Raw genomic sequence first — 23,434 nt, forward strand, 5'->3', positions numbered from 1 at the left:
ATGGTCTTGACCAGGCTGAAGATCGTCATCCTTGCTCCCAACGTTGGCTTTGACCAGTGCGTCGAGAGGCGAGACTGTCGCATCTCTAACTGGCCCAACTGTCGCATTACTAAATAGCCCTTACACAACTGTATCGCATAAGATAGCTTATGGAACAAAGTGATTGCACTGGCGTACGCGTGATCAGCGAACCGAAGTTCGTTAGACTATGCTCTTCATCGCGATCACGCGACCGTCCTGGTCCCCCGGAACACGCGACTATTCGGCGAGTTCGCGCATGACCTTGATAAGGTCGGACTTGCCTTCGAAGCCGATGCCCGGCAGCTCAGGCATCGTGATATGCCCGTCGATGACCTTTACGCCGTCCGGGAAGCCCCCGTATGGCTGGAAGAGATCCGGATAGCTCTCATTGCCACCGAGGCCGAGGCCGGCCGCGATGTTGAGCGACATCTGGTGACCGCCATGCGGGATGCAGCGGGACGGCGACCAACCGAACTGGCGCAGGACGTCGAGGGTCCGGAGGTATTCGACGAGACCGTAGGACAGGGCGCAGTCGAACTGCAGGAAGTCGCGGTCGGCGCGCATGCCGCCGTAACGAAGCAGGTTGCGGGCATCCTGGTGGGAGAAGAGGTTCTCGCCGGTTGCCATCGGAGCGTCGTAGAATTCGGAGATGGCCGCCTGCAAGGCGTAGTCGAGCGGATCGCCGATTTCCTCGTACCAGAAAAGCGGGTAGTCACGCAGCATCTTCGCGTAGGCGATGCCAGTCTCCAAATCGAAGCGGCCGTTCGCATCGACCGCGAGTTTCGCCTCGGAACCGATCTCTTCCAGCACGGATTCGATGCGGCCTCGGTCCTCGTCGATCGAGGCGCCACCGATCTTCATCTTCACGACATTGTACCCGCGGTCGAGATAGCCGCGCATCTCCTTGCGAAGCGCACTGTTGTCCTTGCCGGGATAGTAGTAGCCGCCGGCGGCGTAAACGAAGACCCTGGGGTCCGCCTCGCGGCCCTTCTTGTCGGCCAGCATGCGGAAGAGAGGTTTACTTTCGATCTTCGCAACCGCATCCCAGATGGCCATGTCGATGGTACCGACAGCCACGGAGCGCTCGCCGTGACCGCCGGGCTTTTCATTCATCATCATGGTCGACCAGATCTTGTGCGGATCGAGGTTGGTGCCGGCGTCGTTGATCAGGCTGTCCGGGTCTGCCTGCAGGATGCGGTCCTTGAACCGTTCGCGGATCAGGCCGCCCTGGCCATAACGGCCGTTCGAGTTGAAGCCATAGCCAACGACGCGGCGGCCGTCCCTGACGACATCGGTCACGACGGCAACGAGACTGGCCGTCATCTTCGAAAAGTCGATATAGGCGTTGCGGATGGGCGACGCGATGGGCTTGGTAACTTCGCAGACGTTTACGATACGCATTTTGATCTCCGGTTTCTGAACATTTGGATGTCTGGCTAGTGCCGGGCTTCGTCAGCGACAACAGTGATCCGGCGGGGAACGTCCCCGCGTGTTCGGCGTCGACGGTGGCCCGGTCAAAAGCCCCTTCCCACTTGGCGATGGCTATTGTTGCAACCCCGTTGCCGATGAGGTTCATGAAGCGATCGACGCCGAGCAGGAGGATGAGACCTGCGATGGGAATGGCATGAAAGCTGGGCAGCGTGGCAGCAAGGGTAACGAAGCCTGCGAGGTGACCGAGATCGATGGTGACTTCATTTCTTCCTCCCATTGCCGTCGCGTCTCCAACAACGGCGTTCCTCAACGCAACATTCGCGAACAAGCGATTGACCGTCCAATGCCGTTTCGGCTTCAATTGATGCCGTAAGTGAGAGGATGAGATGGATACTGCCTGGCTTTTGGATTTGCGAGCTCTCGCCGACACCCTCAATTTTTCGAGGGCGGCGGAGTTGCGCAATATTACGCAGCCCGCCTTTGGTCGCCGGATAAAGGCCTTTGAAGATTGGAGCGGATCCGTTCTGGTCGACCGATCAACGCACCGCATCAGGATTACGCCTGCTGGCGAAATTATGCTTGATGCCGCAAATGACATTCTTCAAAGGATCGAAAGGGCTACCCACGACTTGAACCAGGAACGATCCGCCACTGCGACCCTGACGTTTGCGGCGACGCACGCTTTATCCTTCACCTTTTTTCCGGGTTGGGTGCAAAGTCTGGGCTCGTCGGTAGCGACAGTGCCAATCCGGCTTCTTTCCGACAACATGAATGAGTGCGAAAAGATGATGGCGGAAGGCAGGGCGCAGTTTCTCCTGTGCCACTTCCATCCAGACAGCGAAATTCGTTTGCATGAAGCCGACTTCAAGTACATGGAACTTGCCAGCGACGTTCTTGTCCCCGTTGCTCGAAGAGGCAAGGAGGGCGCGCCAATCCATAAGTTGCCCGGTACACCGGAGATTCCCGTCCCTCATATATCGTTTGACGAGAAATCGGGAATGGGCCGAATACTGGCGGCCAACCTTTCGCCGGTCGAGAGCGAATTGCATCTGGTGCGCGTCTTCACATCGCATTTGGCAATGGTCTTGAAAGCGCTGGCACTTGAGGGAAAAGGCGTGGCCTGGATACCGCGCAGCCTTGCCAGCTCTGAGCTGGAACCAGAAGGGAACCTGGCAGTCGCCGGCGACGAACGGTGGATGGTGCCGGTCAAGATCGTACTGATCCGATCCAGGACCCGGATGACGGAGTTGGCAGAGAAATTCTGGATGACGGTCGAAAGTGCATCGAAGCGAACGCCAGTATGAACAGTCTTTACTTGCGACCCGTGGCCCCTCATAGGGGGCAATTGAATTTGATTTGGCATTCTATTTTGCAAGCCAGGGGCAAAGGTGCGTGCTTCTTCCCGTACTCGCCGGAACCGTGAGAACGATTGACGAGAACCTACTGGCCGAGCCACTCGATAAATGGATCCGCGACTTCAATCCTTCGCCGCTTCAGTCACCATTCATGCCAGCGCGTCGCAGTAGTGCCCAGTCGATCAACGCTTCCATCGCCGGACCCAGTGCAACACCAAGTTTGCTTAAGTTGTACTCTACCCGTGGGGGCACCTCCGGATAAACGGTTCGTACGATTATTCCGTCCTTCTCCAGCTCTTTCAGTTGTTGGATGAGCATTTTCTGGTTCACGCCGTCGACACGCCGTTCCAACTCAGAAAAGCGGAGGGGACCATGCGCTGCAAAGAGCTGGCAGATGATGACAGTCTTCCACTTGCCCTCGAGAACCCGCAGCGCCTCACTGGTCGCCGCAGCCCATACCTTCCGCTGCTCGGGATTCTGGCAATTCCAGTCGTGCTCAGTCCGCATACATACCTCAGTCGGCAGTAACACACCAAAAGGTGGGTTCTTGCCTGCTTAGCTATCTACTCCTATTTTCATTAGTACAGAAATGCGGAAGGAATAGCTTATGAAAATCGGCATCTTTGGCACCGGCAATATCGGCGGTACCCTCGCACGCAAGCTTGCCGCCGCAGGGCATGATGTCCGGATCACCAATTCAAAACCCTCCGAAAAGCTCAACGCATTCGCTGCTGACATCGGCGCGACCCCGGTTGATGCACAGGGCGTGGTGGATGGCGCTGATATGATCATCTTGTCGATCCCATTCCCGGCCGTTGCAGAGCTTCCGCAGGATCTATTCGCAAATCTTGCCGCCAACGTCCCGGTCGTCGATACGGGCAACTACTATCCTGGCATGCGCGATCCGCACATTGCCGAGATTGACGACGGATTGCCGGAAAGCGTCTGGGTTTCGAACCAGATTGGCCGCCGCGTTATCAAAGCCTTCAACAACATTCTGGCTGCGACCCTTGCCGATGGCGGGCGTCCGGTTGGTGCACCCGATCGCATTGCAGCGGCCGTTGCGGGCGACGACGAGGCTCAAAAAAGAATCGTCATGGGCATCGTGGACGAGGTCGGTTTTGATCCCATCGATTCAGGGTCTCTCGACGACTCCTGGCGCCAGCAGCCGTCGACGCCCGTCTATTGCTGCGACTGGAACGTCGAGGAGACGCGCAAGGCCCTTGCTCAGGCCGTGAAGGGAAAGGCCGCTGCAACGCGGGATAAATTGCCCGAACAATTCGCGGCACTCGGCCCCAACCCAAAGCACGCCGATGTCATCGCCTCCAATCGGGAGAACAATGCCCCGGCGTAAGGAAATTATCCAACGACACCACTCATCAGATGCCCAGTGTCTCTAGTTTAGCAAGCTTACGCGTTAAAGCGCTCACTTGCTCGAGATATTTGTTTGAACGATGTGGTTTTTCGCCTGGAGGATTTTGCCCAAATACGTTTTGGCCTATTCTATTGCTTGATCAATCAGGCTGAATCTCTCACCACAAGCTTGCCTTGGAAATTAACTGTCTCCCTCGGCGCTCTTTCCAGAATCATGTCTATTGCCGCTTTGACCATCTGGTCGGTGGGTTGCTCGTAGGTTGTAAGGCTGTATGCGGGGGATGCCGCAGGGGCAGCGTTGTCGAAGCCCACAATGGCGAGATCATCCGGCACACGTAAGCCGAACTCGCTTCGGGCAACATCGATCGCTCCGAACGCGAGAGCATCGTTTTCGCACATGAGGACATCGATCCGGTCTTCCGGCGCAACGTTAGACAAATAGTCCCGGGCGGCTTGCGCGCCTGCTTCTGCGCTGTAGCGCTCGGCAGACATTTCTACGAGTTCGACGCCGAGAGCGGTTCGCCAGAACGCCTTGAAGTTTCTCCGCCTGCCAAGCGCTGTAGACAATGTAAGCGCCCCGGCCATAAATCCCGGTCTCCGATATCCGCGTTTTAATAGGTGCTCGCCGATCTCGGCAATCGCCACGACGGCATTGCAGGAGATAGCGGGAACACCTTCGATCTGGCTATCTCGAGCAAGAACAAACATCGGAGGCCCGCCGCGTCCCAGCTTATGATCCGTCAACATCTCGTCGCGAAACGCTGTGCCAAATAGCACGATCGCATCAACCTGCCGCTGGTCGGCATTCAATATGGCATGCACGTGGCTGTAGTGCTGATTGATATTGATCAACATGGTCACGAGCCCCTCCGCCTGCAGGCTGGCGGTTAGCTTTTCAAGAAACGGAAGCTTGTGCGGGTTTGCGAAGTCATCAACGAGAACCGCGACCTGATGTGTAGAATTGGTGGCAAGGCTCCTGGCCAACAGGTTAGGCCGATAATTGAGCCGCTCTGCCGCCTCCAGCACTTTGGCTTTGCTTGCTTCCGTGATCGAGGCACCCGGCGTAAATGCGCGGATGACCGTCCACTTTGAAACGCCGGCCTCCATCGCCACGTTCTGCGCCGTCGCTCGCTTCATAGTCGAACCTCTCCGTTTCGAAACGTTTATTCCATTTCTGCCGGAACGCGAAATGAATGGTTGATTTCTTTTAGCAAGAATCTTATAGCTATGCACGTTTGCTACCGGTAGCATAAAATGTGCACCCGGTAGCAAATTGGAGGACGCGCCGTCTGAGGCGTTTTTGGTGGTTCTCGCGCTAGGAGGCGCGGGACACCTTTGGGAGGAGTTTTTATGAAATCGTTTCTTCGTAAAATTGTGCTGGGCGTTGCCGTGGTTAGCGCACTTGGCGCTGCATCTGGCGTTGCCATCGCACAGGATATCAACATCATCGCCGTAACGCACGGCCAGGCCAACGACCCCTTCTGGTCGGTTGTTAAGAACGGGGTAAGCGCCGGCGCCAAGGATGCCGGTGTCAGCATCGACTATCGTGCGCCGGAAACCTTCGACATGGTGGCCATGAGCCAGCTGATCGACGCCGCCGTCAACCAGAAACCAGCCGGCTTGATCGTCTCGATCCCGGATTCGTCCGCATTAGGCCCGTCGATCCAGAAGGCCGTCGCCGCCGGCATTCCGGTCATTTCCATCAATTCCGGCTCCGACGTTTCGAAGTCACTGGGAGCGCTTCTCCATGTCGGCCAGGACGAATACAGCGCCGGCAAGGCAGCAGGTGAAAAGCTCAAGGAGATGGGCGGCAAGGTTGCCATCTGCGTCAACCAGGAGGTCGGCAACGTCTCCCTCGATCAGCGTTGCCAGGGCTTCTCCGACGGCTTTGCAGGCAGCGTTACGGTCCTGCCCGTCTCCAACGATCCGGCGGACGTTCGGGCCAAGGTGAAGGCTGCACTGAGCTCGAACGCCGCAATCGACACGATCATGGCACTCGGCGCAAGCACTGCCGGCGAACCGTCTCTGGCTGCCGTCGCCGATGCAGGCATGACTGGCAAGATCAAAGTCGCCACTTTCGACCTTTCTGCAGACTTCCTGAAGGCTGTCGCTGCTGGCGATGCCGCTTTCGCCATCGATCAGCAGCAGTTCCTCCAGGGCTATCTGCCCGTGGTCTTCCTCGCAAACTATGCCAAGTACGGCCTGATCCCCGGCGGCAACGTGCCTTCCGGTCCGAACCTGATCACCAAGGAAAAGGCCGCCCAGGTCGTCGAACTATCGGCAAAGGGCATCCGCTAATCCACGACTGCCGAAAGGCGTGATTGTCGAACACCCTCCCCGCTTTCGAAGAGGGTGTTCGACAGACGACGTGCGCCGTGAGGAATGCCCTCGGCGCTTCGGCGAATTGCATCCATTGGGAGGTAGGTATCATGGCTCCGATCGAGCAAAAAATAGGAGATGCGTCAAACTCCGACGAGCGCATCAAACAGGTGGGCTTTCTCACACATATGATGCGTCGGCCCGAGCTCGGCGCGGTTGCTGGCCTCGTCCTGGTGGTGACGTTCTTCTTTCTTACCGCAGACCGTTCGATGTTTTCGCTTTCAGGTGTGATGACGATCCTGGCCCCAGCCTCACAGCTGGGAATTCTCGCCATTGCGGCAGCTCTGCTGATGATTGGTGGCGAGTTCGATCTTTCGATCGGCTCGATGGTGGCCTTCGCCGGATTGATCTTCGGCGCGGCCCTGACCAATTTCGGTCAACCGCTCTGGATTTCCATTATCATCACGATGCTGCTTGCAGCCGCCATGGGCGCGGTGAACGGACAGATTGTGATCAGGACACGGCTGCCGTCGTTCATCGTCACGCTTGCCTTCCTCTTTATTTTGCGGGGTCTAACCCTTGTTGGCCTGAAATGGGCGACAGGCGGCTCAACTCAGCTTCGCGGGATAGGTGAGGTCGTCGGCGACGGTCCCTTGAAGCGCCTGTTCTCAGGCGTCGCCTTCCAGGATCTTTTCAGCTGGCTTGCAGCCCATGGCCTGATCGAGAAGTTCGACAACGGCGTTCCGAAAGTCACGGGCGTGCCGGTGTCCGTGGTCTGGTTCATCGCCATTGCCGGGCTCGCCACCTGGGTTCTTCTGCGCACCCGGATCGGAAACTGGGTCTTTGCCGCCGGCGGCGATCCCAATGCGGCAAGAAACTCCGGGGTCCCGGTCGATCGCGTGAAGACGGGGCTCTTCGCGCTCACAGCCTGCGCCGCGGCGCTTGTGGCAATTATCACCGTGCTGGATGCCGGCTCGACGGACGCGCGCCGCGGTTTCCAGAAGGAGTTCGAGGCGATCATCGCTGCCGTGATTGGCGGATGTCTGCTGACCGGCGGTTATGGATCGGCGATCGGCGCCTTCTTCGGCGCGATCATCTTCGGTCTCGTCTCGATCGGCCTGACCTACACGAAGTTCGACTCGGACTGGTTCCAAGTCTTCCTCGGCTCCATGCTGCTGCTGGCCGTTCTCTTCAACAATTTCATTCGCCGCAAAGTGACAGGGGAGCGCTGATCATGACTGATAACCAATCAGAAACCGCTCCGCCGGTCATTGAAGTCAAAAATATCGTCAAGCACTACGGCTCCGTCATCGCGCTCTCGGGCGTTTCGATGAAGGTATCACAGGGCGAAGTGCTCTGCCTGCTTGGAGACAATGGAGCTGGGAAATCCACACTCATCAAGACGCTGTCGGGTGTGGTCCGTCCCTCGGGCGGCGATTTCCTGGTCGAGGGCAAGCCGGTCGCATTCACCAGTCCGCGCGATGCACTCGATGTCGGCATCGCGACCGTCTATCAGGATCTGGCGATGATCCCTTTGATGTCGATCACTCGAAACTTCTTCATGGGACGCGAACCCGTGAAAGGCATTCCGCCGTTTCGCCATGTCGATTTCAAGTATTGCAGCGAGGTGACTCGCGAGGAGATGCACAAGATCGGCATCGATATCCGCGACCCGAACCAGGCGGTCGGCACCCTTTCCGGCGGCGAGCGGCAATGTGTGGCGATCGCGCGGGCCGTTTATTTCGGGGCCAAGGTCCTCATCCTCGATGAGCCGACGTCCGCATTGGGCGTTGCCCAAACCTCGATGGTGCTGAAGTACATCCATCAGGTTCAGCAGAAGGGCCTCGCTGTGATCTTCATCACCCACAATGTTCGCCATGCCTTTGCTGTCGGCAATCGTTTCACGGTTCTCAATCGCGGAAAGACGCTCGGCACTTTCGACAAGAGCGAGATTTCGCTTGAGGAACTGCAGAACCTCATGGCTGGCGGCAAGGAACTGCAGGTGCTCTCCGCCGAACTCGGCGGCACGATCTGACATATTGCATGAGGAACAATCATGAAAACGACTACAAAAAAATCACCTTTCACGCTAGCGGTCTGCGCTGAAATGGTGTTTCGCTCCCTGCCCGTTCTTGATCGGCTGAAACGGATCACAGAGCTCGGCTTCCAGGCGGAAATCTGGGATTGGACGAAACACGATATCGAGGCGATCGCAAAGTCCGGCGCCACGTTCTCGTCGATGACGGGCTATATCACCGGCACGCTGGCAGACGATGCCGGCGCGGAGGAGTTGCTACGCACCGCGCGCCAGTCGATCCCGGTGGCAAAGGAACTGAATTGCCCACGCCTCAACTTGCATGGGACGGGGCTCGATGGACAGGGCCTGCCCGTCGTCAAGTCCGAAGTCGTCACCGGCGCCATGTGGCTGAAGGCGGCCGATACGCTAAGCCGCATCGCTGATCTCGGCGAGGAGGAAGGCGTTACCTTCGTCCTCGAAAACCTGAACGAGGTGGTTGACCATCCAAAGACGCCGTTTGCCAAGGCGGCCGATACACTTGCATTGGTCGCGGCCGTCAACCGGCCGTCGCTGAAGCTCAACCTCGATCTTTACCACGCACAGATTGGTGAGGGGAACTTGATCGAGCTTTGCCGCACCGCTCTTCCACATATCGGTGAAATCCAGGTCGCCGACGTTCCCGGCCGCAAGGAGCCGGGCACCGGCGAAATCAACTATCCAGTCATCGCACGCGCGCTGGACGAGATGGGCTACCGGGGGACGATCGGCATGGAAGCCTGGCCTTCCGGCGATGACGAACTTGCCCTCTCCCGCTTCCGCGACGCGTTTTCCCTTTGATCCGACAGCAGCATTTTCAGGAGCTTTCCATGCCCGCCCACCGTCTTGTCAATCTCGCTCTCATCGGTGCCGGCCGCATCGGTTCGTTCCACGCCGAAAGCGTCGCCCGGCGCCTGGTTGATGCCAATTTGCTCGCCGTCGCCGATCCGGCGCCGGGTGCTGCCGAAAAACTGGCGGAAGCGCTCGATGCACCCAAAGCCTATACCAGCGTGTCGGAGCTTCTCGCCAATCCGGAGATCGATGGCGTCATCATCGCCACGCCGGCGCGTTTCCACACGAGCGTCGTCGTGGAAGCCGCGCGGGCCGGAAAAGCGGTCTTCTGCGAAAAGCCGATGGCGCTGACGCTCGGGGAAGCAGACGAGGCTATCGCTGTCACAAAGGCTGCGAAGGTGCCACTCCAGGTTGGATTCAATCGACGTTGGGACCAGGCTTTTTACGAGGGCCGCGCAGCGATCGATGCTGGCAAAGTTGGTTCCGTCCAACTTCTTCGCTCGTTGACGCGAGACCCGGGTCCCTACGACGGCAACCCGGAAAAGACGCCGCTGTGGACGATCTTCTATGAGACGCTGATCCACGACTTCGACACGCTGCTGTGGCTGAACCCGAAAGCAACCCCGATCGAGGTGACGGCGATTGCCGATGCGCTCGTGGTACCGGACTTTGCCAGAAAGGGTTTTCACGACACCGCCGTCGTCACCATCCGCTTCGACAACGGTTCGATCGCCGTGGCGGAGGCGAATTTCTGCGCCATGTACGGCTACGACATCCGCGGCGAGGTCTTTGGCTCCGGCGGCATGGTGACGATGGGCGATGTACGCCGTTCCTCGATGACGCTCTACGACAAGAACGGAGTTTCGAACGATACCTGGCGGCGTGACACGGATCACTTTGTCCACGGCTACACCGCCCAGCTCGCCTCCTTCGTCGAGGCCATAAGGACAGGCACCGTCACTGGCCCGACCGGTGAAGATGCCCGCAATGCGCTTGCCATCGCGCTTGCCTGCATCACGTCGGTTACCGAGCGCAGGACGATCCAGCTTTCCGGTCTCTAGGCCGGATCGCAAAAGACGGAGTGTGCCACGAAATGCCGCAGCATATCCGCAGTCTGAGCAGCCCGCCGGCTAGTTTCGAAGAGCTGAAGTGCGCTATCGCCTGCCGCCAGGTCACCTTCCCTCTTCGTGTCGAGAATGTCGCGAAGAGGGTCCTGGCCAAACCGGAACTCATGGCCTTTGCTAGCACGACCTCAATCGCGAACGACTGCGGCGTCTCCGTCTCTACGGTCATGCGCTTTGTTGCGCATATCGGCTTCCACGAGATCGGGCAGGCACGCGCAATTTTCAGAAATGAGTTGCGCCGCCGCCTGGCTGTGTTGTTGCCCGGGCCGGGTATGAAAAACGGGAGCGATGGGTAGATGGCCGTCGCCACAGTCGGTACGCTCAAGCGCAGGTTCGTGCTTTAAGCTGGATCTGAAGATTGGTCCGATGAAGGCCACTGGCGCGTTCATTGGTGGGTTCCTGTGCGTCACCACCCGCGGCCGCCCTACTCGCCATCACTATCGGTTTGAAAGCGAAGAGGCGCTCGCATTGAAGGAAACCGAGCGCGGACCCGTTGTCCTCGTCACGTGGGATAACAATGATTTATGGAAGCGAGCTCATTTGAGAGGCGTTACATTCCTGGCTACATGAACCCGATGCAACTGTGCTTATGCTCGCAATCGGCGAGGCCTAACCAGGATCGCCGGCCCAGTCTTCATGTCCATGGCGTATTCGGATCACGAAAATGGCTCCGTTCTCTTCGATCCGGTAGACAACGAGATGCTGAACGGATGGATCCTAACGTGCGGCCAAATCTCTTCTCGTTCACGCGCCATTTGCGGATTCGCGGCAATCAGGTCAAGCACCGCGAACAGCTCGTCATGATACCTTCTAGCCTGTGCAGATCCGAAAATTCGGACACTTTGCTCGGCGATTGCAATGATGTCCTCTTCCGCTTCGACAGAAAGGCTAAAACGCATTATCTGCTGCCGCGGGTCGGTTCCGCGCGCGCGACTGCCGCTGCAAAGAGTTCGTCCTTCGAGCGACCGCCAACACCACTTTTGAGACCGTCGTCGACAAAGCGCTGCATGGCAGCAATCTTATCACTGCGTGCTTGGTCCCTGCGAATCAAGTCGCGCACATAGTCACTGGCATTGGAATATCGCCCGGTCCTCGCTTGCGCCTCGACCCAATCTTTCATTGGGTCTGGTAAAGATACGTTCATAGTAGCCATTCGAGCCTCCATACTGCGCACAAGCTACGTGAAATTGGCAAAGTTTGTCAAACTGGCTCCTCATTCTCTATATAGGCGAAAAGCGACGCACCTGGTTTGGACCAAAGGAGATCGTTGGGAGGCTTGATGTGAGATAGCCCCACGAACCGCGCGCGGTTGCAACCGATCCTGCCCGAGGAAGGCAGCAAGTTCGGCTTGAAAACACGTTGCACGCGGGCCTCGTCCGGCACGAGCACATGGTTCTTGCTCTCAAGCGGTACGAAGCTCGCATTCGGAATCGCGGCGGCAAGCTTGCAACCTTGATCAAGCGGCACGCGCACGTTTCCGCGGCTCGGCAAATCGCGCCGGTCCCCAATATCACGTTCTCCGACGCATTCCCTCAGAAACCAGTTTCGATCTTGGGCTCTGTGAGATAGACATCCCAGGTCCATACGCGCGTGTTTTGCGTCGACGCGTCAATCCCCGGAGTTGCATCATGAAAATTGCCCCGCAGCAGCGGATCTATGTCTGCTTCTTTCTCTTCGCTGTGTCGCTGGGGGCGCTGCTGTCGAGGATGCCGGATTTGCAGGTTGCACTTGGCGTCAACAAGTCCGAGCTTGGGTTGACCCTGATAGGGGCTGCGATCGGCGCCTTGATTTCGTTGACTTTGTCTTCGCCCTTGATCGCCCGGCTCGGCGCGCGTACGACGGCATTCATTACAGTTCTCGGCACGTCTGCGCTGCTATCGCTGGTGCCGTGGATTGGGGCGGCGCCAGTCGTGTTCTGTGTGCTCTTCGTCGAGGGGCTGCTCGCCGGGGCGCTGGAGATCAATCTCAATGTTGAGATCGACCGGATCGAAGCGCAGCTAGGACGCGGCGTGATGAACAGGGCGCATGGTTTCTGGAGCCTCGGCTTCTTCGTCACGGCGCTTGTCTCCTCGGTCGTCCGCCAAGCCGGAATTTCGATGGAACTCCATCTCGCCGTGACCTTTGTCGCGGTTGTTGTCATCGGCATCTGGGCGATTTCCGGCATGCGGAATGCGCCGGCGCGGATCGCGTTGCATGAAGGCAAGGCGCCGCTGGTAGCGCTTCCCACCTGGGGCCTAATGCCGCTCTGCGTGATCGGCATCGCGGCCTTTCTCGTCGAAGGCGCCGGGATCGACTGGTCGGCGATCTATATGCGCGATGTGTTTTCGGTCGAGCCCTTCATTGGCGGACTGGGATTGACGCTCTTTACCTTTTGCATGGCGCTGGCGCGCCTGTTCGTCGATCCGCTGGTCGATCGGTTTGGCGCGCGGGCCGTCGCCACGATGTTGCTTGTTCTTTCGGCGATCGGCATCTGCGCCGTGTCGGGGGCGCCGCATCCCTATGTCGCGCTGGCGGGCTTTGCCTTGATGGGCGCCGGCTGCAGCGCGGTCTATCCTCTCGCTGTCTCGGCGGCGGCCCAACGCACCGATCGCGCGGCGTATCTCAACGTCGCCGCCCTCGGCCAAATGAGCTTTGTCGTCTTTTTCCTGGCGCCGCCGCTGCTCGGTTTCATTGCCGAACATGCTGGCATCCGGACATCCTATCTCGTTTGCCTTCCCCTTATCATTTACGCGCTCTTTTCGGCCAAGGCGCTTGCTACGCGCCGGGCTGCCGGCGGCGGTAGCGCTGCGACTGCTCGGAGCGTCAACGGGTAACGGCCTGGGCTACTGGTTTTGGCCGCGCGATTGGTTCGGCGAAAACCCGAGCACGTCGTTGCGGCGTGCTCGGTGCTCTCCCTAAGCAATACGGCTGGCTCTGCTGGTCGAAGTAGATCGCCTTGCGAGTCGCGCGTCTGGTCGAGGGAAATGCGGGCGCAGGCGCGAGGCCACTTGCTTGCCGCCGAGTTTGTTGACGGCAAGGGTATCTGAGCCGGCGGGCTCGACCACGTCGATTGGGCGATCGCCCTCGCCATCGTGCCCATTGATTACCGGTAATAGAGCCTGGCGGTGGCTCTTTGTCGAATTTGCAGACGAACGGTGGTCTGGACGGTATCGAACTGGCGTTGGCTAATCGTGAAGCACCTGATACGTCATAGACCGCTGAGTATGAGGTCTTGGCACCATCTTCAGAGACAACCCTCGGACCGGACAGGAGAGCTTTTGATGGGCTGGAAAACACCGAAGATCGAATACGTGAACGGCTATAAGATCGTTGAAGTTGAGGGGCCTGCCTTCAAAGTCTACGATGGCGACCGTCAACTCGGGGACGATTTCCCCTACCCCGGCGAAGCTGCTGCTTACGCAACCTCGTTGCCAAAACGGGATCATCCACGCAGCTAGGCAAAAGGCCGCGGAAGATCATTGAAAACCCTTTATGGCAGCCTTACCGAAAGTGGAACCAGATTTGACCAGCTCCCAACTTTCTTCACCGCTAGAACTGCTTGGGTGGTCTGAATTCTTCGCGGACCAGGTCCAGCCCAGCGAAGCGGACCTGATCCCCCGACGCATCGCTTCAGTTCACCGGGCACGCATCGAGGCAATCGATGTCACCGGGCCGGTCGGACTGGAATTTCCATCCAATACCAGTACTGGTGACTACGCCGTGGGCGACTGGGTTCTTGCCGATGCATTGACTGACATGCTTGTCAGACGTCTCGATCGAAAAAGCGTCTTTCAACGACGCTTGGAAGGCGGGCGTGGCCAGCAACTTGTTGCCGCCAACATCGACACCCTGTTGATCGTGACCTCGTGCAATGCCGATTTTAATCTTGCTCGGCTGGAACGTTACCTGGCCATGGCCAACCAGGCCGGGAGCAATCCGGTGATTGTGCTGACAAAGGCTGACGCCGCGGAAGATGCCGGCATGTTCCAGGCCCAAGCCGAGACCTTGCAACGCGATCTGCCTGTCATTGCCTTGAATGGGCGCTCCGCGGACGCCGTTTCCCTGTTAAGGCCTTGGTGCGGCGTTGGCCAGACGGTTGCGCTGGTGGGATCTTCTGGTGTCGGAAAATCAACGCTGGTGAACACCATGACCGGGCCTGAATCTGACACAAAGCAAAAGACAGGCACCATCCGCGAATATGACGCGCAGGGCCGACATACCACCACGGCGCGATCGCTGCATGCAATTTCAGGCGGCGGCTGGGTCATCGATACGCCGGGAATAAGAACGCTTTACGTGAGTGATGTTGCGGGCGGTATAGACACCCTCTTTGCTGAAATAACTGAACTGGCGCCGCTTTGCCGCTTTCGCGATTGCACCCATGCCCATGAACCTGGGTGCGCGGTCCAGGCAGCTGTCGCAAGCGGTGCCCTGGGCGTCGATCGTCTCGAACGCTGGCGGAGCCTGCTTGCCGAAAACAGCGACCGAACACCGGTCGTGAGCGGACCCCGCGGCAACAAGATCGTTCGCAAGAAGAAATATTGACAGTGTTGAATGTCTGCGACGGTGCTCATCGGCGTCAGCCACAATCCGCCACCTGAATTGGCTGGACTGGGGAATGGCGTGAGCGCTTAATGATTGGGATTGCGGTCAAGAAGAAGACCCTGCAAGCGGCCGCTCCCGCTAGTGAGGGATATGTCTTTGAACAGCCGCGATATGAGACGCGGTCGCAATCCTTGCCTCTCATCGATGAGGAGGAATGACATCCTCTTTATCTCGATCGTGATCACGCCTGCATTGTCATGGCGACGATAATTCCCGGAATCAATCGCATGGAATCCATTTTCAACCGCCCAGGCGGCTATCATATCCGCGTTCATCAAGGTCCTGCTTTAAGAGATGCGGACGTGCTGTCTCTAGCTGTCCCGCTCGTGCAAATCGCTCTGCTCGCAGTCCTACGGATACCGTAACTGAAACGTTCTAATCCAGCCAAATCCGTCCAAGATTACAGTTCCTGGTCAGGTGTTGCGAGAAAGACTCGAAGCAATCATTGGAAATCTGTACCACTCAGCCGAGGCCCCGCCCGTTTAGCGCTCTTGGAGGCAGCCGAACCAACGATCTGTTGTTCGAATTAGCATTTCAGAGGGGTTCTCTAGGCGTCGCGTGAACTTGAGCTTGTTGGAAGCCGCAGAGGGGCCGCTTAAAGTCCGTCCGCTGCTAGATGTTTGATCCCAGGCTTTGATGGGGCATCCTTGCCGCGAGACAGGGCTAATTTTTTGACAGGCCGGGAGTGTTCTTCTTCGCGCTCATGCGCAGATGTTGCCGAAAGAAGTTTCTGAATTCGCGAAAACTGCCAAATCCAAATGCGTTGGAAACGCGCAAAACGGTTGACGGAGAGACCGAGCAGAGCCTAGCAACGGATGCAGTCGTGCCAAAGGCAACGACATCCGGCCTTGCAAGCACCGCTCTCGCAACAAGCTCCTGTTGCGTTGGCAGCGTCAGCCGATTTGCCACCACCCACTCTTTGAGATCAATCAGGCTCTCTGGCCTCTCGGTGTCCGAACGTTCTGCCATTAAAATTCTCTGACGTGGAGTGGCCGACATAGGGATGGTAGGACGCGCGGCTCCTGGCACGTCCTATCTGTTGCTCTCAATTGGCAAGGTCGTTCTGATGCAGGACCAGATGGCTGTCGATTTCCGCTTCCAACTCGGCCATTGCCTCGCCGCCTGCCATGAGGTCTGTGATCTCTTCACGGGATTTCTCACCCCTACGGAAGTCAGCGGCCTTGGCCCCTCGGATGAGCACGGCGAAATGGTCCCCGACCGTTAAGGCATGGACGACGTTATGAGTGATGAAAATAACCGCGAGACCGCGCTTGCGAGCCTGAAGAACGATCCGCAGCACATGAGCCGCCTCCTTCACTCCAAGAGCGGCGGTCGGTTCGTCCAAAATCAGGAGACGAGCGCCGAAGTGCACAGCTCGAGCAATAGCCAGTGATTGTCGTTCACCGCCCGAAAGGCCGCCCACAAGTCGATCACCATCGTCGATACGCGTGATGCCAAATCCTCTGACGGCACGGACAGCGATCTCGTTCGCCGTCCTTCGGTCATAAACTTTCAGTGGGCCAAAACGCTTGGTGGGTTCAACGCCAACAAAGAAGGATCGGCCAATGCTCATTAGGGGAAACGTTCCACCAAACTGGTGGACAGTGGCGATGCCACGTTCACTGGCATCGCGAGGACTGGTGAAGGCGACGGGCTGGCCGTCCATTTCAATTGTGCCGGATGTCGGCTTGTAAACGCCTGACATTGTCTTGATAAGGGTTGATTTCCCGGCGCCGTTGTCCCCGAGAAGACAAAGCACCTCACCTGCCCGCACTTCAAGCGAGATGTCGTGCAAGACGTCGATGGGACCAAAAGATTTGTTGACGCCTTCGAGTTTCAAAATTGGAGTGGACATGGTTGCACCTCACTTTTTCTTGCTGCTGTAGGACAATGCCATCGTGCGGAACGTATTGTTGAGCAGAACCGCCAGCAACATCAGCACACCGATGATAAGGCTTGCCAGATTGGCATCGAAAGACGTGAAGTAGATCCCCTGGTTGACGATCGCGAACGTGATTGTTCCCATCACCACACCAACGATCGAACCATATCCACCCGTCAACAGGACGCCGCCCACGACCACGCTGATGATGGAATTGAAGATAAAAGAGCTACCTGACGAAACCTGAGCGGAATTGAACAGGATTGCCTGGCTGACGCCGACGAACGATGCCGACACGCTGCTCGCCACGAACAGTGAAACGGTTATCTTGTCTGTCGGTATGCCGGCATTTCTTGCACCGACCTTGTCACCCCCCAATGCGAAGATCCAGTTTCCTGCCGGGGAGAAATGCAAGATGAACGTGTAGATTGCGGCAATACCAATCCACCAGAAAATCGTAACCTGGAACATTCCGCCGACAAATTCACCTAGAATCGTCTTCACGAATGGAGGCACGTTTACAGCGACGCTTGTCGTCCCAGTGATGAAAACCGAGAGACTGAGGGTAAGGCCCGCGACGGCAAACAGAGTGCCAAGTGTTACGATTAACGATGGGACCGATGTCTTGAGAACGAGCAATCCATTGATCAGTCCCACGATAATTCCAAGTAGCAAGGCGGTGGCGATCCCAGCCCAAACCGGGAAGCCATAATAGCCAGTGATGATTGCGAAAATCATCGACCCTGCGGGGATCATCGAGCCGATCGAGATGTCGAGTTCGCCTGCTATCATAAGCAACCCGACAGGCAGCGCTACAATGCCAAGCGTAGAAGCGACGTTTAGCCAACTTGCGACACCCGCCGCGGAAGTGAAGTTGGACTGACCGAAGACGACGAAGAATCCGAAAACGGCTAGCATTCCCAGAAACGATCCTGTTTCCGGCCGGCGGAGCATACCGCCGACCGAGGACACCTTGCTACGCTTTGATATTGGAGTGGCAGCGAGAGCAGCGGTCATGTCAGCGTGCTCCTTTTTGAACGCCGCCGAGTGTCGCGTCGATGTTGGCGCTGTCTACAAAGCCCGGACCTGTAAGAATGGGAGACGTGGGAAGTTCCAGACCGTACTCCAGGTAGCTGTTCATCAAACTAACGGCGAGATAGCTTTGAAGATAGGGCTGCTGATCAATGGCGAAGGTCTGGGTGCCAGCCTTGATGCGGCTCAAGCCTGCTTCGTTCATATCAAACGATCCCAGCGCAACTTTCCCGTTCATGCCTGCCTGCATAATGCCACTTGCAGCCCAGTCGGCGACCGCGGGATTAAGCGTGAGAATGGCGTCAATTGACGGGTCTGTTAGAAGTGTCGCTTTGATTGACTGTGCTACAGCCGCAGCGTTGTCGGCTTGGGTTGACGGCAGAGGCAGTTGCTTGCTTTTTCCACCCTTTGGGGTAATCGCGTCCGCGACGCCCTTGCAACGCTGCTCCAGAGGGAACGATCCAGGCACGTGGTTTACACAGAGCACGTTCTTAAAGCCCTTGTCGAAGAAGTATTTTCCTGCTGCTTCCCCGGCGACATATTCGTCGCTTCCGACATAGTTCATTGCGCCGAGTTCTCGTGCCTTATCGATATTGCCGGCATTGTACAGGATGACTTTCACGCCCTTCGCTACTGCATCCTTGATCGCAGCATCCATCGCGTCAGGCACCCAATTGGCCACGACGATCCCGTCGACACCCTGGCTGACCGCGGTTCTGACCATGTTCGCGGCGTCCGGACCGAGATTGTCATAATTCGCGAGTTGGAGAAAACTCACACTCCCCTTTGTGAGCTCGACCACCTTTCGCGCATCATCGACGCCTTTCTTGACCGGCTGCCAGAATGTATCATCTGGCTTCCCGGCGATGACGGCGATATTTGCGGCCGCAGCAGTTGTTGCCGAGCCTGACACTGCAATAGCGACGGCAAGGATCCCGCCGACCAGCTTTGAATAAGTCATCATTTCTTTCCTCCTCCAGAGTAAACGGCCAGGTTTCACAACAGGATATGGCCGATGCATCCTGCTGGCATTGTCTGCGGGTTTGGATCAAACCTTCAGCTACGGGGTACTGCTCTGTCTCAACCGTTCCCCTTGTTCGCCGTTGGACACGCTAAAGATCGTGGGCCGCCAGAAAGGTAAGTGCGGCCGCGATTATTCGGTCTCGATCCAAGTCAAGTTGCGACACATGGTAAGACTGCTCGAGCCAAAGAACGTCCTTGCTCGGGGCTCCACTGCGAGCCAAGATTTCGTCAGCGCTAGCCTTGGGCACAACGGGATCCAAAATGGATTGCACGACCAGCATTGGAGAGGTGACGAGCGGGAGCAATTCGCGCGCCAGACCGCACATTGAATACAAGTCCGCGCCGCTCTTCTTGTGTCTTTTAGGATAGCTTATCTCTTCGACCGGCTCACCGAAGAAGCTCGGAACGTTCCAGCCTTCCAGATAGGGATCTGCCGAACTGGCGACTATCTCGCTTGCGAATGACGAATTGCCCATGAAAATGGGCGCGTTGATAGTGACCAGTCCGTCGATAAGCGGCGGTGAAGTCGCGGCAAGTTGGATAGCCAGCGCTCCGCCCATCGAGACACCGATCACGACAACGGACTGAAAATTGTGTCGTAGTGTTTTGGCAGCATCGCGCGCTGCCTCGTTCCACTCCACTGGCCCGACGGTCAACATCTCTAAGTTTGACGAGCCATGTCCTGGCAAAGTCGGGGCGAGCACAGCATGCCCTGCTCCAGCAAGTCCCGATGCCAGGAACCTGACGCTCTCCGCACTGGCGGACCATCCGTGAAGCAATAGAAACGCGGTACCCGACGATCCTTCAATAAAATAGGGGGCGGCACCAGAAATAGTGACCGACTGCTTTTGCCGGGCAACGTAGTCCAATGGGTTCTGTAAATTTAGATGCTGATTCATATCGCGCAGGTCTGCAATGCTTGCAACAGCTGCTGCAGGCGATGCGAAACCTCCTCCTCGTTCATCCTCCGAGCGCCAGTTAAAGCGCTTTACCTGGGGTTAATTGAAGCGCTTTACCTTGCTTTGTCAAGAGCCGATTGCTACAGAAATTCATGAGACATTCGTCGCTTGATAAAATCCTGATTCGGGACCGGAAAAGCTAAATGGCTACGATGGATGACATTGCCGCTCGAGCAGGTGTGTCCAGGGGGGCGGTCAGCCTAGCCCTTCGGCGCTCGCCGAAGATTTCCGCCAAAACGACAGAGCATATTTTCAAGGTTGCAAGTGAGATGGGTTATCGACCCAACCTCAATGCCAGTCGTCTGGCGGCAAAGGATTTCTCCACTTTCGGACTTCTCGTTTCCGATCTTCATAACCCCATTATGGCGGACATCTTGGATGGTTTCGTCATGACAGACGATGGGGACATACCGGATACCTACCTCGCCTCGGGCTTCAACTCGGCCAAAACAGAGCGTGCAATGATCGACTCGTTTCTCTCGCACAGGGTGAAAGGGGTGGTGCTTTTGGGCTCGTTGCTGCCCGACGACGAAATCCGGAAACTGGCGCAGCAATTGCCTACCGTAGCTGTGGGACGCAGCATCGACAGTGTTGACTGTGTGCTTGTCGACGACGTCCTGGGAGGGCGATTGGCAGCAGACCACATCAAAAAGCCCAGACACACGCATGTAGCGCATATCGATGGCGGCGATGGAGCGGGGGCGGCACCACGAAAAACGGCCTTTCTAAACGTCTTTGAATCCAACGATGCTGTCGATCTGACGGTATTGAAAGGTGACTATACGCAGGAAGGCGGCTATCGTTGCGCACGCGCGCTTTTCTCGGGACCGCGGCCACCAAGCGCCATATTCGCCGCAAATGATCTAACCGCTCTCGGGGTGCTGGGCGCTGCCAGAGAATTTGGACTGATCGCTGGAAAGCATTTCGATCTTGTCGGTTTCGATGACATCACATTAGCGGCCTACGACTATATCTCACTGACGACAATCTCTTACTCACGGGCCGATATGGGAAAGATAGCAAGGGAGCTCGTACAGCGACGTTGTTCCGACGTTCATGCGCCTTTTCAAACTATCGAATTGCCGCCCCAGCTGATAGTTCGGAAAACGTCAAATTCGTCACTGGATTGACTGCCGCGAAGGAAGCGGAAAGCAGCGTCATATTGAAGGAAGCTTCGTCGTGCTTCATTGGCTGGGACTGGAACAGGCATGCGTCTGGATCGATACCAGCGTCAATTAGGCCGCTAAGAGAGGGTCGTCCCTACCAGAGGGGCTCCAGCGTTAAGCCGTGCGCCAAAAAACGCTCTCGAAGGACCGCGATATCGAATACCAGGTGCAAACGTGATGACCGACTTAGAATAGTCGATGGGTATCAAATGCTCACGCAGTCCCGCGCCGAACAGCCAACGGTGTTGTTCCGGTCCACCCCCGGAATGCTCTCACGAAGGAATTCCCATCCTCAAAACCGAGCAGCAAGGCTATTTCGGCGCTCGACATCATGGTCTTGCGCAAATAATGCTCGGCCAACGAGGACCGCACGTTGTCCAGCGTCTGCTGAAAGGAAGTACCCTCCTCGTGCAATCGGCGCTGAAGCGTACGGGTTCCAACCCCCAATCGCTTGCTGACAGACTGCATGGAAACGTCGCCCGCTGGCAGAGCTTCGAGCAGGGCGCTTCTAACCCGCTCGACCATGCTTGCCGTCCGATTCAAATCCGCCAAGCGCTGGCGCAGCGAAGGTTCGAAAAACAGCCAGATCTTGTGGTTCTCGGTCAGAAATGGGCGTTCGACATCCGCCGTGTCAAACACCAGGGTGCCAAGCACCATGTTCTCGACGGGCACACCGAAGAACTCCCGGTACAAGCCGGCGTCTGTTTCCGGCACATCATCCGTGAGTGGCCAGCCAACTTTCAGCGGTTTCATGGCCGTGCGAGTTGCAAGACGCGCAAGCTGGACAAAGAAAACCAGCTTGAAGGCTGAAAAGACATTCGGCGGCGGCTTTGTCTGATCCAGAAAGTCGATGGTAAGGGTTGTCTGAACCGGAGTTCTGTCGAGCGTGATCACCATCGGAGCGATCAGCCGGACATATTTTCCAATGCGCTCTATGGCATTGCCCAAGTTGGCGCTGCACAAGGCGGCAAACAGCTCGGGATCAAACCAATCGCTGGTCATGACCTGCGCAATTCGCAGCGGCGCCGGCAACGCGGCGTCCAGCGATCGTGCCTCCGACTCGATCGCCTCCCATAGATGAAAAAACTCTAGCGACGTTAGACGAACCTGGTCGCGAGCGAACAGATCCCCTGGCAGTTCCGCGCGGCGCAAGATTGGAGGAGCCGCTAAGCCCGCATCCTGCATCAGCAGTCGCCAGCCTGGCCAGACCGCATAGTCCAGAGTTGAAGTAGATCGGCCAACGGCGGGTGCGTGCGTCTTGGTCATGTTCCAATTTTATCGAGCAGATCATGCCAGCACAATCGCAGATGACGCCAATCTACATTGCTGGCTTAGTTCCTAGAGATGCAATTGAAAATAGGACGCGCGCCCGCGGATTGGCGTCTTTCGTATTTCCTTTGGCGTGTTTCGCTAGTGAAAAGACGTCTGCTGCGAGGCATATTCCGTCTCACACAACATCTCATCCGCAGTCACACGACGGAGTAAAGACATGACGAAAACAGTTCTCATCACCGGCGCATCATCGGGTTTCGGTGTGATGCTCGCCAAAAAGCTTCATAGCCAGGGTTTCAACGTGATCGGCACAAGCCGCGAGCCCGAGAAATACGCGGGCAAGTTTCCCTTCAAGCTTCTGCGCCTCGACATCGATGACGACGCGTCCATCCAGGCATTTCCGGTTGAACTGTTTCAACATGTCAAGCAGCTGGATGTCCTCGTCAACAATGCCGGCTACATGTTGACAGGTCTTGCCGAAGAAACACCGCTCGACTTGGCCCGGAAGCAATTCGAGACCAATTTCTGGGGAACCGTGAAGGTCACGAATGCGATCCTGCCGCATTTTCGCAAGCAGCGCTTCGGCAAGATCATCACCGTCAGCTCGATCGTTGCCCTGATCGGTCCGCCCAATCTTTCATTCTACACGGCCTCGAAGCACGCCGTCGAAGGCTATTTCAAGTCGCTGCGTTTCGAGCTGAACCCGTTCAACATCAAGGTCAGCATGGTCGAGCCGGTCTGGTTCAAGACCAATCTTGGCAGCAATGCTATCAAGGCGATTGCCGGGACGATCTCCGACTACAATAGCTATCGCAAGCAAGCCAATGCCGCGACGCAGAAAGGCATTGATGATGCCGAAAAGCCGGATGTCGTCGTCAAGACGATCGTGGATCTGATCGCGGCGAAGGATCCGAAGTTCAGCAACCCCGTTGGAAAGATGACCGGGATGTTCCTCTTCCTGCAGAGCTACGCGCCGAAGATGTTCGAAGGCTCGATCCTGAAGAGCGTCTCCAAGGCAGCCTAAGGGCATCGCGCCGCCTGCTGCAT

The 23,434-nt window shown here is 57.2% G+C and carries 26 protein-coding genes and 1 pseudogene; 14 read left to right on the plus strand and 13 right to left on the minus strand.

Going from position 1 to position 23,434, the window contains the following annotated elements; all coding sequences use genetic code 11:
* Nucleotides 1-258: 258 nt before the first annotated feature.
* Nucleotides 259-1,422, minus strand: coding sequence for a mandelate racemase/muconate lactonizing enzyme family protein (locus ACM5SV_RS23860; protein ID WP_113545653.1), 1,164 nt, complete (start codon nt 1,420-1,422; stop codon nt 259-261).
* A gap of 88 nt (nt 1,423-1,510) precedes the next feature.
* On the opposite strand from ACM5SV_RS23860, the gene ACM5SV_RS23865 reads away from it, so the two are divergent.
* Both ACM5SV_RS23865 and ACM5SV_RS23870 read left to right on the plus strand, forming a co-directional pair.
* Nucleotides 1,511-1,825, plus strand: a complete 315-nt coding sequence (locus ACM5SV_RS23865; RefSeq protein ID WP_012755597.1) for a hypothetical protein — start codon at nt 1,511-1,513, stop codon at nt 1,823-1,825.
* A gap of 13 nt (nt 1,826-1,838) precedes the next feature.
* Nucleotides 1,839-2,756: a LysR substrate-binding domain-containing protein gene (locus ACM5SV_RS23870; protein WP_012755598.1), complete on the plus strand. Its 918-nt coding sequence runs from the start codon at nt 1,839-1,841 to the stop codon at nt 2,754-2,756.
* A 189-nt stretch (nt 2,757-2,945) separates the two neighbouring features.
* Here ACM5SV_RS23870 and ACM5SV_RS23875 read toward each other — a convergent pair whose 3' ends face one another.
* Nucleotides 2,946-3,314, minus strand: coding sequence for a winged helix-turn-helix transcriptional regulator (locus ACM5SV_RS23875; protein WP_017996224.1), 369 nt, complete (start codon nt 3,312-3,314; stop codon nt 2,946-2,948).
* Nucleotides 3,315-3,414: 100 nt separating this feature from the next.
* Here ACM5SV_RS23875 and ACM5SV_RS23880 point away from each other — a divergent pair, with 100 nt between their 5' ends.
* The gene (locus tag ACM5SV_RS23880) at nt 3,415-4,161 is read left to right on the plus strand and encodes an NADPH-dependent F420 reductase (protein ID WP_017996223.1); all 747 of its coding nucleotides are present in this window, start codon (nt 3,415-3,417) and stop codon (nt 4,159-4,161) included.
* 164 nt (nt 4,162-4,325) lie between these two features.
* Here the strand turns inward: ACM5SV_RS23880 and ACM5SV_RS23885 are convergent, their stop codons facing one another.
* Nucleotides 4,326-5,318, minus strand: coding sequence for a LacI family DNA-binding transcriptional regulator (locus tag ACM5SV_RS23885; RefSeq protein ID WP_222051652.1), 993 nt, complete (start codon nt 5,316-5,318; stop codon nt 4,326-4,328).
* A gap of 213 nt (nt 5,319-5,531) precedes the next feature.
* Here ACM5SV_RS23885 and ACM5SV_RS23890 point away from each other — a divergent pair, with 213 nt between their 5' ends.
* From ACM5SV_RS23890 to ACM5SV_RS23915, 6 genes are all read left to right on the plus strand, one after another.
* Nucleotides 5,532-6,479, plus strand: coding sequence for a sugar ABC transporter substrate-binding protein (locus ACM5SV_RS23890; RefSeq protein ID WP_128438849.1), 948 nt, complete (start codon nt 5,532-5,534; stop codon nt 6,477-6,479).
* Nucleotides 6,480-6,610: 131 nt separating this feature from the next.
* Complete coding sequence (locus ACM5SV_RS23895; RefSeq protein WP_012755602.1) at nt 6,611-7,732, plus strand: ABC transporter permease; 1,122 nt, start codon at nt 6,611-6,613, stop codon at nt 7,730-7,732.
* A 2-nt stretch (nt 7,733-7,734) separates the two neighbouring features.
* Nucleotides 7,735-8,535: an ATP-binding cassette domain-containing protein gene (locus tag ACM5SV_RS23900; RefSeq protein ID WP_222051651.1), complete on the plus strand. Its 801-nt coding sequence runs from the start codon at nt 7,735-7,737 to the stop codon at nt 8,533-8,535.
* A gap of 21 nt (nt 8,536-8,556) precedes the next feature.
* The gene (locus ACM5SV_RS23905) at nt 8,557-9,354 is read left to right on the plus strand and encodes a TIM barrel protein (RefSeq protein ID WP_222051650.1); all 798 of its coding nucleotides are present in this window, start codon (nt 8,557-8,559) and stop codon (nt 9,352-9,354) included.
* Nucleotides 9,355-9,383: 29 nt separating this feature from the next.
* Nucleotides 9,384-10,406: a Gfo/Idh/MocA family oxidoreductase gene (locus tag ACM5SV_RS23910; RefSeq protein ID WP_222051649.1), complete on the plus strand. Its 1,023-nt coding sequence runs from the start codon at nt 9,384-9,386 to the stop codon at nt 10,404-10,406.
* Nucleotides 10,407-10,438: 32 nt separating this feature from the next.
* Nucleotides 10,439-10,765, plus strand: a complete 327-nt coding sequence (locus ACM5SV_RS23915; protein WP_012755606.1) for an RpiR family transcriptional regulator — start codon at nt 10,439-10,441, stop codon at nt 10,763-10,765.
* A gap of 313 nt (nt 10,766-11,078) precedes the next feature.
* Here the strand turns inward: ACM5SV_RS23915 and ACM5SV_RS23920 are convergent.
* From ACM5SV_RS23920 to ACM5SV_RS23930, 3 genes and pseudogenes are all read right to left on the minus strand, one after another.
* Nucleotides 11,079-11,368 (minus strand): annotated as a pseudogene (locus ACM5SV_RS23920) (type II toxin-antitoxin system RelE/ParE family toxin).
* Nucleotides 11,368-11,622: a type II toxin-antitoxin system ParD family antitoxin gene (locus tag ACM5SV_RS23925; RefSeq protein ID WP_033183212.1), complete on the minus strand. Its 255-nt coding sequence runs from the start codon at nt 11,620-11,622 to the stop codon at nt 11,368-11,370. The pseudogene ACM5SV_RS23920 and the gene ACM5SV_RS23925 overlap by 1 nt, the downstream one beginning before the upstream one ends.
* Before the next feature lie 47 nt (nt 11,623-11,669).
* Nucleotides 11,670-11,936: a hypothetical protein gene (locus tag ACM5SV_RS23930; protein ID WP_313904211.1), complete on the minus strand. Its 267-nt coding sequence runs from the start codon at nt 11,934-11,936 to the stop codon at nt 11,670-11,672.
* A 161-nt stretch (nt 11,937-12,097) separates the two neighbouring features.
* Between ACM5SV_RS23930 and ACM5SV_RS23935 the strand changes: the two genes are divergently transcribed.
* The 3 genes from ACM5SV_RS23935 (at nt 12,098) to rsgA (ending at nt 14,993) form a co-directional block, all read left to right on the plus strand.
* Nucleotides 12,098-13,282, plus strand: a complete 1,185-nt coding sequence (locus ACM5SV_RS23935; RefSeq protein ID WP_012755610.1) for an MFS transporter — start codon at nt 12,098-12,100, stop codon at nt 13,280-13,282.
* Nucleotides 13,283-13,729: 447 nt separating this feature from the next.
* A complete protein-coding gene (locus ACM5SV_RS23940; protein ID WP_003549623.1) occupies nt 13,730-13,906 on the plus strand; it encodes a hypothetical protein in 177 nt (58 codons plus the stop codon).
* Nucleotides 13,907-13,940: 34 nt separating this feature from the next.
* Entirely contained in the window at nt 13,941-14,993 is a 1,053-nt protein-coding gene (gene rsgA, locus ACM5SV_RS23945; protein ID WP_221971031.1) for a ribosome small subunit-dependent GTPase A, read from the plus strand.
* Between the two features lie 86 nt (nt 14,994-15,079).
* On the opposite strand, the gene ACM5SV_RS23950 is transcribed toward rsgA, so the two are convergent.
* The 6 genes from ACM5SV_RS23950 to ACM5SV_RS23975 all read right to left on the minus strand — a co-directional run bounded on the left by ACM5SV_RS23950 (nt 15,080) and on the right by ACM5SV_RS23975 (nt 19,889).
* The gene (locus ACM5SV_RS23950; protein ID WP_025398143.1) at nt 15,080-15,328 is read right to left on the minus strand and encodes a hypothetical protein; all 249 of its coding nucleotides are present in this window, start codon (nt 15,326-15,328) and stop codon (nt 15,080-15,082) included.
* A 388-nt stretch (nt 15,329-15,716) separates the two neighbouring features.
* On the minus strand, nt 15,717-16,022 hold the full coding sequence (locus ACM5SV_RS23955) for a MurR/RpiR family transcriptional regulator (RefSeq protein WP_221971030.1): 306 nt from the start codon (nt 16,020-16,022) through the stop codon (nt 15,717-15,719).
* A gap of 76 nt (nt 16,023-16,098) precedes the next feature.
* Entirely contained in the window at nt 16,099-16,908 is an 810-nt protein-coding gene (locus ACM5SV_RS23960; RefSeq protein WP_221971029.1) for an ATP-binding cassette domain-containing protein, read from the minus strand.
* 9 nt (nt 16,909-16,917) lie between these two features.
* Nucleotides 16,918-17,952, minus strand: coding sequence for an ABC transporter permease (locus tag ACM5SV_RS23965; RefSeq protein ID WP_221971028.1), 1,035 nt, complete (start codon nt 17,950-17,952; stop codon nt 16,918-16,920).
* Between the two features lies 1 nt (nt 17,953).
* Nucleotides 17,954-18,931, minus strand: a complete 978-nt coding sequence (locus ACM5SV_RS23970; RefSeq protein ID WP_221971027.1) for a sugar ABC transporter substrate-binding protein — start codon at nt 18,929-18,931, stop codon at nt 17,954-17,956.
* Nucleotides 18,932-19,079: 148 nt separating this feature from the next.
* Nucleotides 19,080-19,889 (minus strand): alpha/beta hydrolase, encoded by an 810-nt coding sequence (locus ACM5SV_RS23975; RefSeq protein WP_222051648.1) that lies wholly within the window; start codon nt 19,887-19,889, stop codon nt 19,080-19,082.
* A 203-nt stretch (nt 19,890-20,092) separates the two neighbouring features.
* Between ACM5SV_RS23975 and ACM5SV_RS23980 the strand changes: the two genes are divergently transcribed.
* Nucleotides 20,093-21,079 carry a LacI family DNA-binding transcriptional regulator gene (locus ACM5SV_RS23980; protein WP_221971025.1) on the plus strand — a complete coding sequence of 329 codons (987 nt, stop codon included), beginning with the start codon at nt 20,093-20,095 and terminating at the stop codon, nt 21,077-21,079.
* 249 nt (nt 21,080-21,328) lie between these two features.
* Here ACM5SV_RS23980 and ACM5SV_RS23985 read toward each other — a convergent pair whose 3' ends face one another.
* A complete protein-coding gene (locus ACM5SV_RS23985) occupies nt 21,329-22,381 on the minus strand; it encodes an AraC family transcriptional regulator (protein ID WP_221971024.1) in 1,053 nt (350 codons plus the stop codon).
* A gap of 223 nt (nt 22,382-22,604) precedes the next feature.
* Here ACM5SV_RS23985 and ACM5SV_RS23990 point away from each other — a divergent pair, with 223 nt between their 5' ends.
* The gene (locus ACM5SV_RS23990; RefSeq protein ID WP_221971023.1) at nt 22,605-23,411 is read left to right on the plus strand and encodes an SDR family NAD(P)-dependent oxidoreductase; all 807 of its coding nucleotides are present in this window, start codon (nt 22,605-22,607) and stop codon (nt 23,409-23,411) included.
* The last annotated feature ends 23 nt before the right edge of the window (nt 23,412-23,434 follow it).

The sequence above is a fragment of the Rhizobium sp. CRRU65 genome (assembly GCF_048551595.1).
GTDB lineage: Bacteria > Pseudomonadota > Alphaproteobacteria > Rhizobiales > Rhizobiaceae > Rhizobium > Rhizobium leguminosarum_J.

What these genes read in the sequence shown, in the direction of transcription:
- ACM5SV_RS23860 (WP_113545653.1), bottom strand. Translation starts at nt 1,422, where the DNA reads ATGCGTATCGTAAACGTCTGCGAAGTTACCAAGCCCATCGCGTCGCCC.
- ACM5SV_RS23870 (WP_012755598.1), top strand. Translation starts at nt 1,839, where the DNA reads ATGGATACTGCCTGGCTTTTGGATTTGCGAGCTCTCGCCGACACCCTC.
- ACM5SV_RS23875 (WP_017996224.1), bottom strand. Translation starts at nt 3,314, where the DNA reads ATGCGGACTGAGCACGACTGGAATTGCCAGAATCCCGAGCAGCGGAAG.
- ACM5SV_RS23880 (WP_017996223.1), top strand. Translation starts at nt 3,415, where the DNA reads ATGAAAATCGGCATCTTTGGCACCGGCAATATCGGCGGTACCCTCGCA.
- ACM5SV_RS23885 (WP_222051652.1), bottom strand. Translation starts at nt 5,318, where the DNA reads ATGAAGCGAGCGACGGCGCAGAACGTGGCGATGGAGGCCGGCGTTTCA.
- ACM5SV_RS23890 (WP_128438849.1), top strand. Translation starts at nt 5,532, where the DNA reads ATGAAATCGTTTCTTCGTAAAATTGTGCTGGGCGTTGCCGTGGTTAGC.
- ACM5SV_RS23895 (WP_012755602.1), top strand. Translation starts at nt 6,611, where the DNA reads ATGGCTCCGATCGAGCAAAAAATAGGAGATGCGTCAAACTCCGACGAG.
- ACM5SV_RS23900 (WP_222051651.1), top strand. Translation starts at nt 7,735, where the DNA reads ATGACTGATAACCAATCAGAAACCGCTCCGCCGGTCATTGAAGTCAAA.
- ACM5SV_RS23905 (WP_222051650.1), top strand. Translation starts at nt 8,557, where the DNA reads ATGAAAACGACTACAAAAAAATCACCTTTCACGCTAGCGGTCTGCGCT.
- ACM5SV_RS23910 (WP_222051649.1), top strand. Translation starts at nt 9,384, where the DNA reads ATGCCCGCCCACCGTCTTGTCAATCTCGCTCTCATCGGTGCCGGCCGC.
- ACM5SV_RS23915 (WP_012755606.1), top strand. Translation starts at nt 10,439, where the DNA reads ATGCCGCAGCATATCCGCAGTCTGAGCAGCCCGCCGGCTAGTTTCGAA.
- ACM5SV_RS23925 (WP_033183212.1), bottom strand. Translation starts at nt 11,622, where the DNA reads ATGGCTACTATGAACGTATCTTTACCAGACCCAATGAAAGATTGGGTC.
- ACM5SV_RS23935 (WP_012755610.1), top strand. Translation starts at nt 12,098, where the DNA reads ATGAAAATTGCCCCGCAGCAGCGGATCTATGTCTGCTTCTTTCTCTTC.
- ACM5SV_RS23940 (WP_003549623.1), top strand. Translation starts at nt 13,730, where the DNA reads ATGGGCTGGAAAACACCGAAGATCGAATACGTGAACGGCTATAAGATC.
- rsgA (WP_221971031.1), top strand. Translation starts at nt 13,941, where the DNA reads ATGGCAGCCTTACCGAAAGTGGAACCAGATTTGACCAGCTCCCAACTT.
- ACM5SV_RS23950 (WP_025398143.1), bottom strand. Translation starts at nt 15,328, where the DNA reads ATGAACGCGGATATGATAGCCGCCTGGGCGGTTGAAAATGGATTCCAT.
- ACM5SV_RS23955 (WP_221971030.1), bottom strand. Translation starts at nt 16,022, where the DNA reads ATGGCAGAACGTTCGGACACCGAGAGGCCAGAGAGCCTGATTGATCTC.
- ACM5SV_RS23960 (WP_221971029.1), bottom strand. Translation starts at nt 16,908, where the DNA reads ATGTCCACTCCAATTTTGAAACTCGAAGGCGTCAACAAATCTTTTGGT.
- ACM5SV_RS23965 (WP_221971028.1), bottom strand. Translation starts at nt 17,952, where the DNA reads ATGACCGCTGCTCTCGCTGCCACTCCAATATCAAAGCGTAGCAAGGTG.
- ACM5SV_RS23970 (WP_221971027.1), bottom strand. Translation starts at nt 18,931, where the DNA reads ATGATGACTTATTCAAAGCTGGTCGGCGGGATCCTTGCCGTCGCTATT.
- ACM5SV_RS23975 (WP_222051648.1), bottom strand. Translation starts at nt 19,889, where the DNA reads ATGAATCAGCATCTAAATTTACAGAACCCATTGGACTACGTTGCCCGG.
- ACM5SV_RS23980 (WP_221971025.1), top strand. Translation starts at nt 20,093, where the DNA reads ATGGCTACGATGGATGACATTGCCGCTCGAGCAGGTGTGTCCAGGGGG.
- ACM5SV_RS23985 (WP_221971024.1), bottom strand. Translation starts at nt 22,381, where the DNA reads ATGACCAAGACGCACGCACCCGCCGTTGGCCGATCTACTTCAACTCTG.
- ACM5SV_RS23990 (WP_221971023.1), top strand. Translation starts at nt 22,605, where the DNA reads ATGACGAAAACAGTTCTCATCACCGGCGCATCATCGGGTTTCGGTGTG.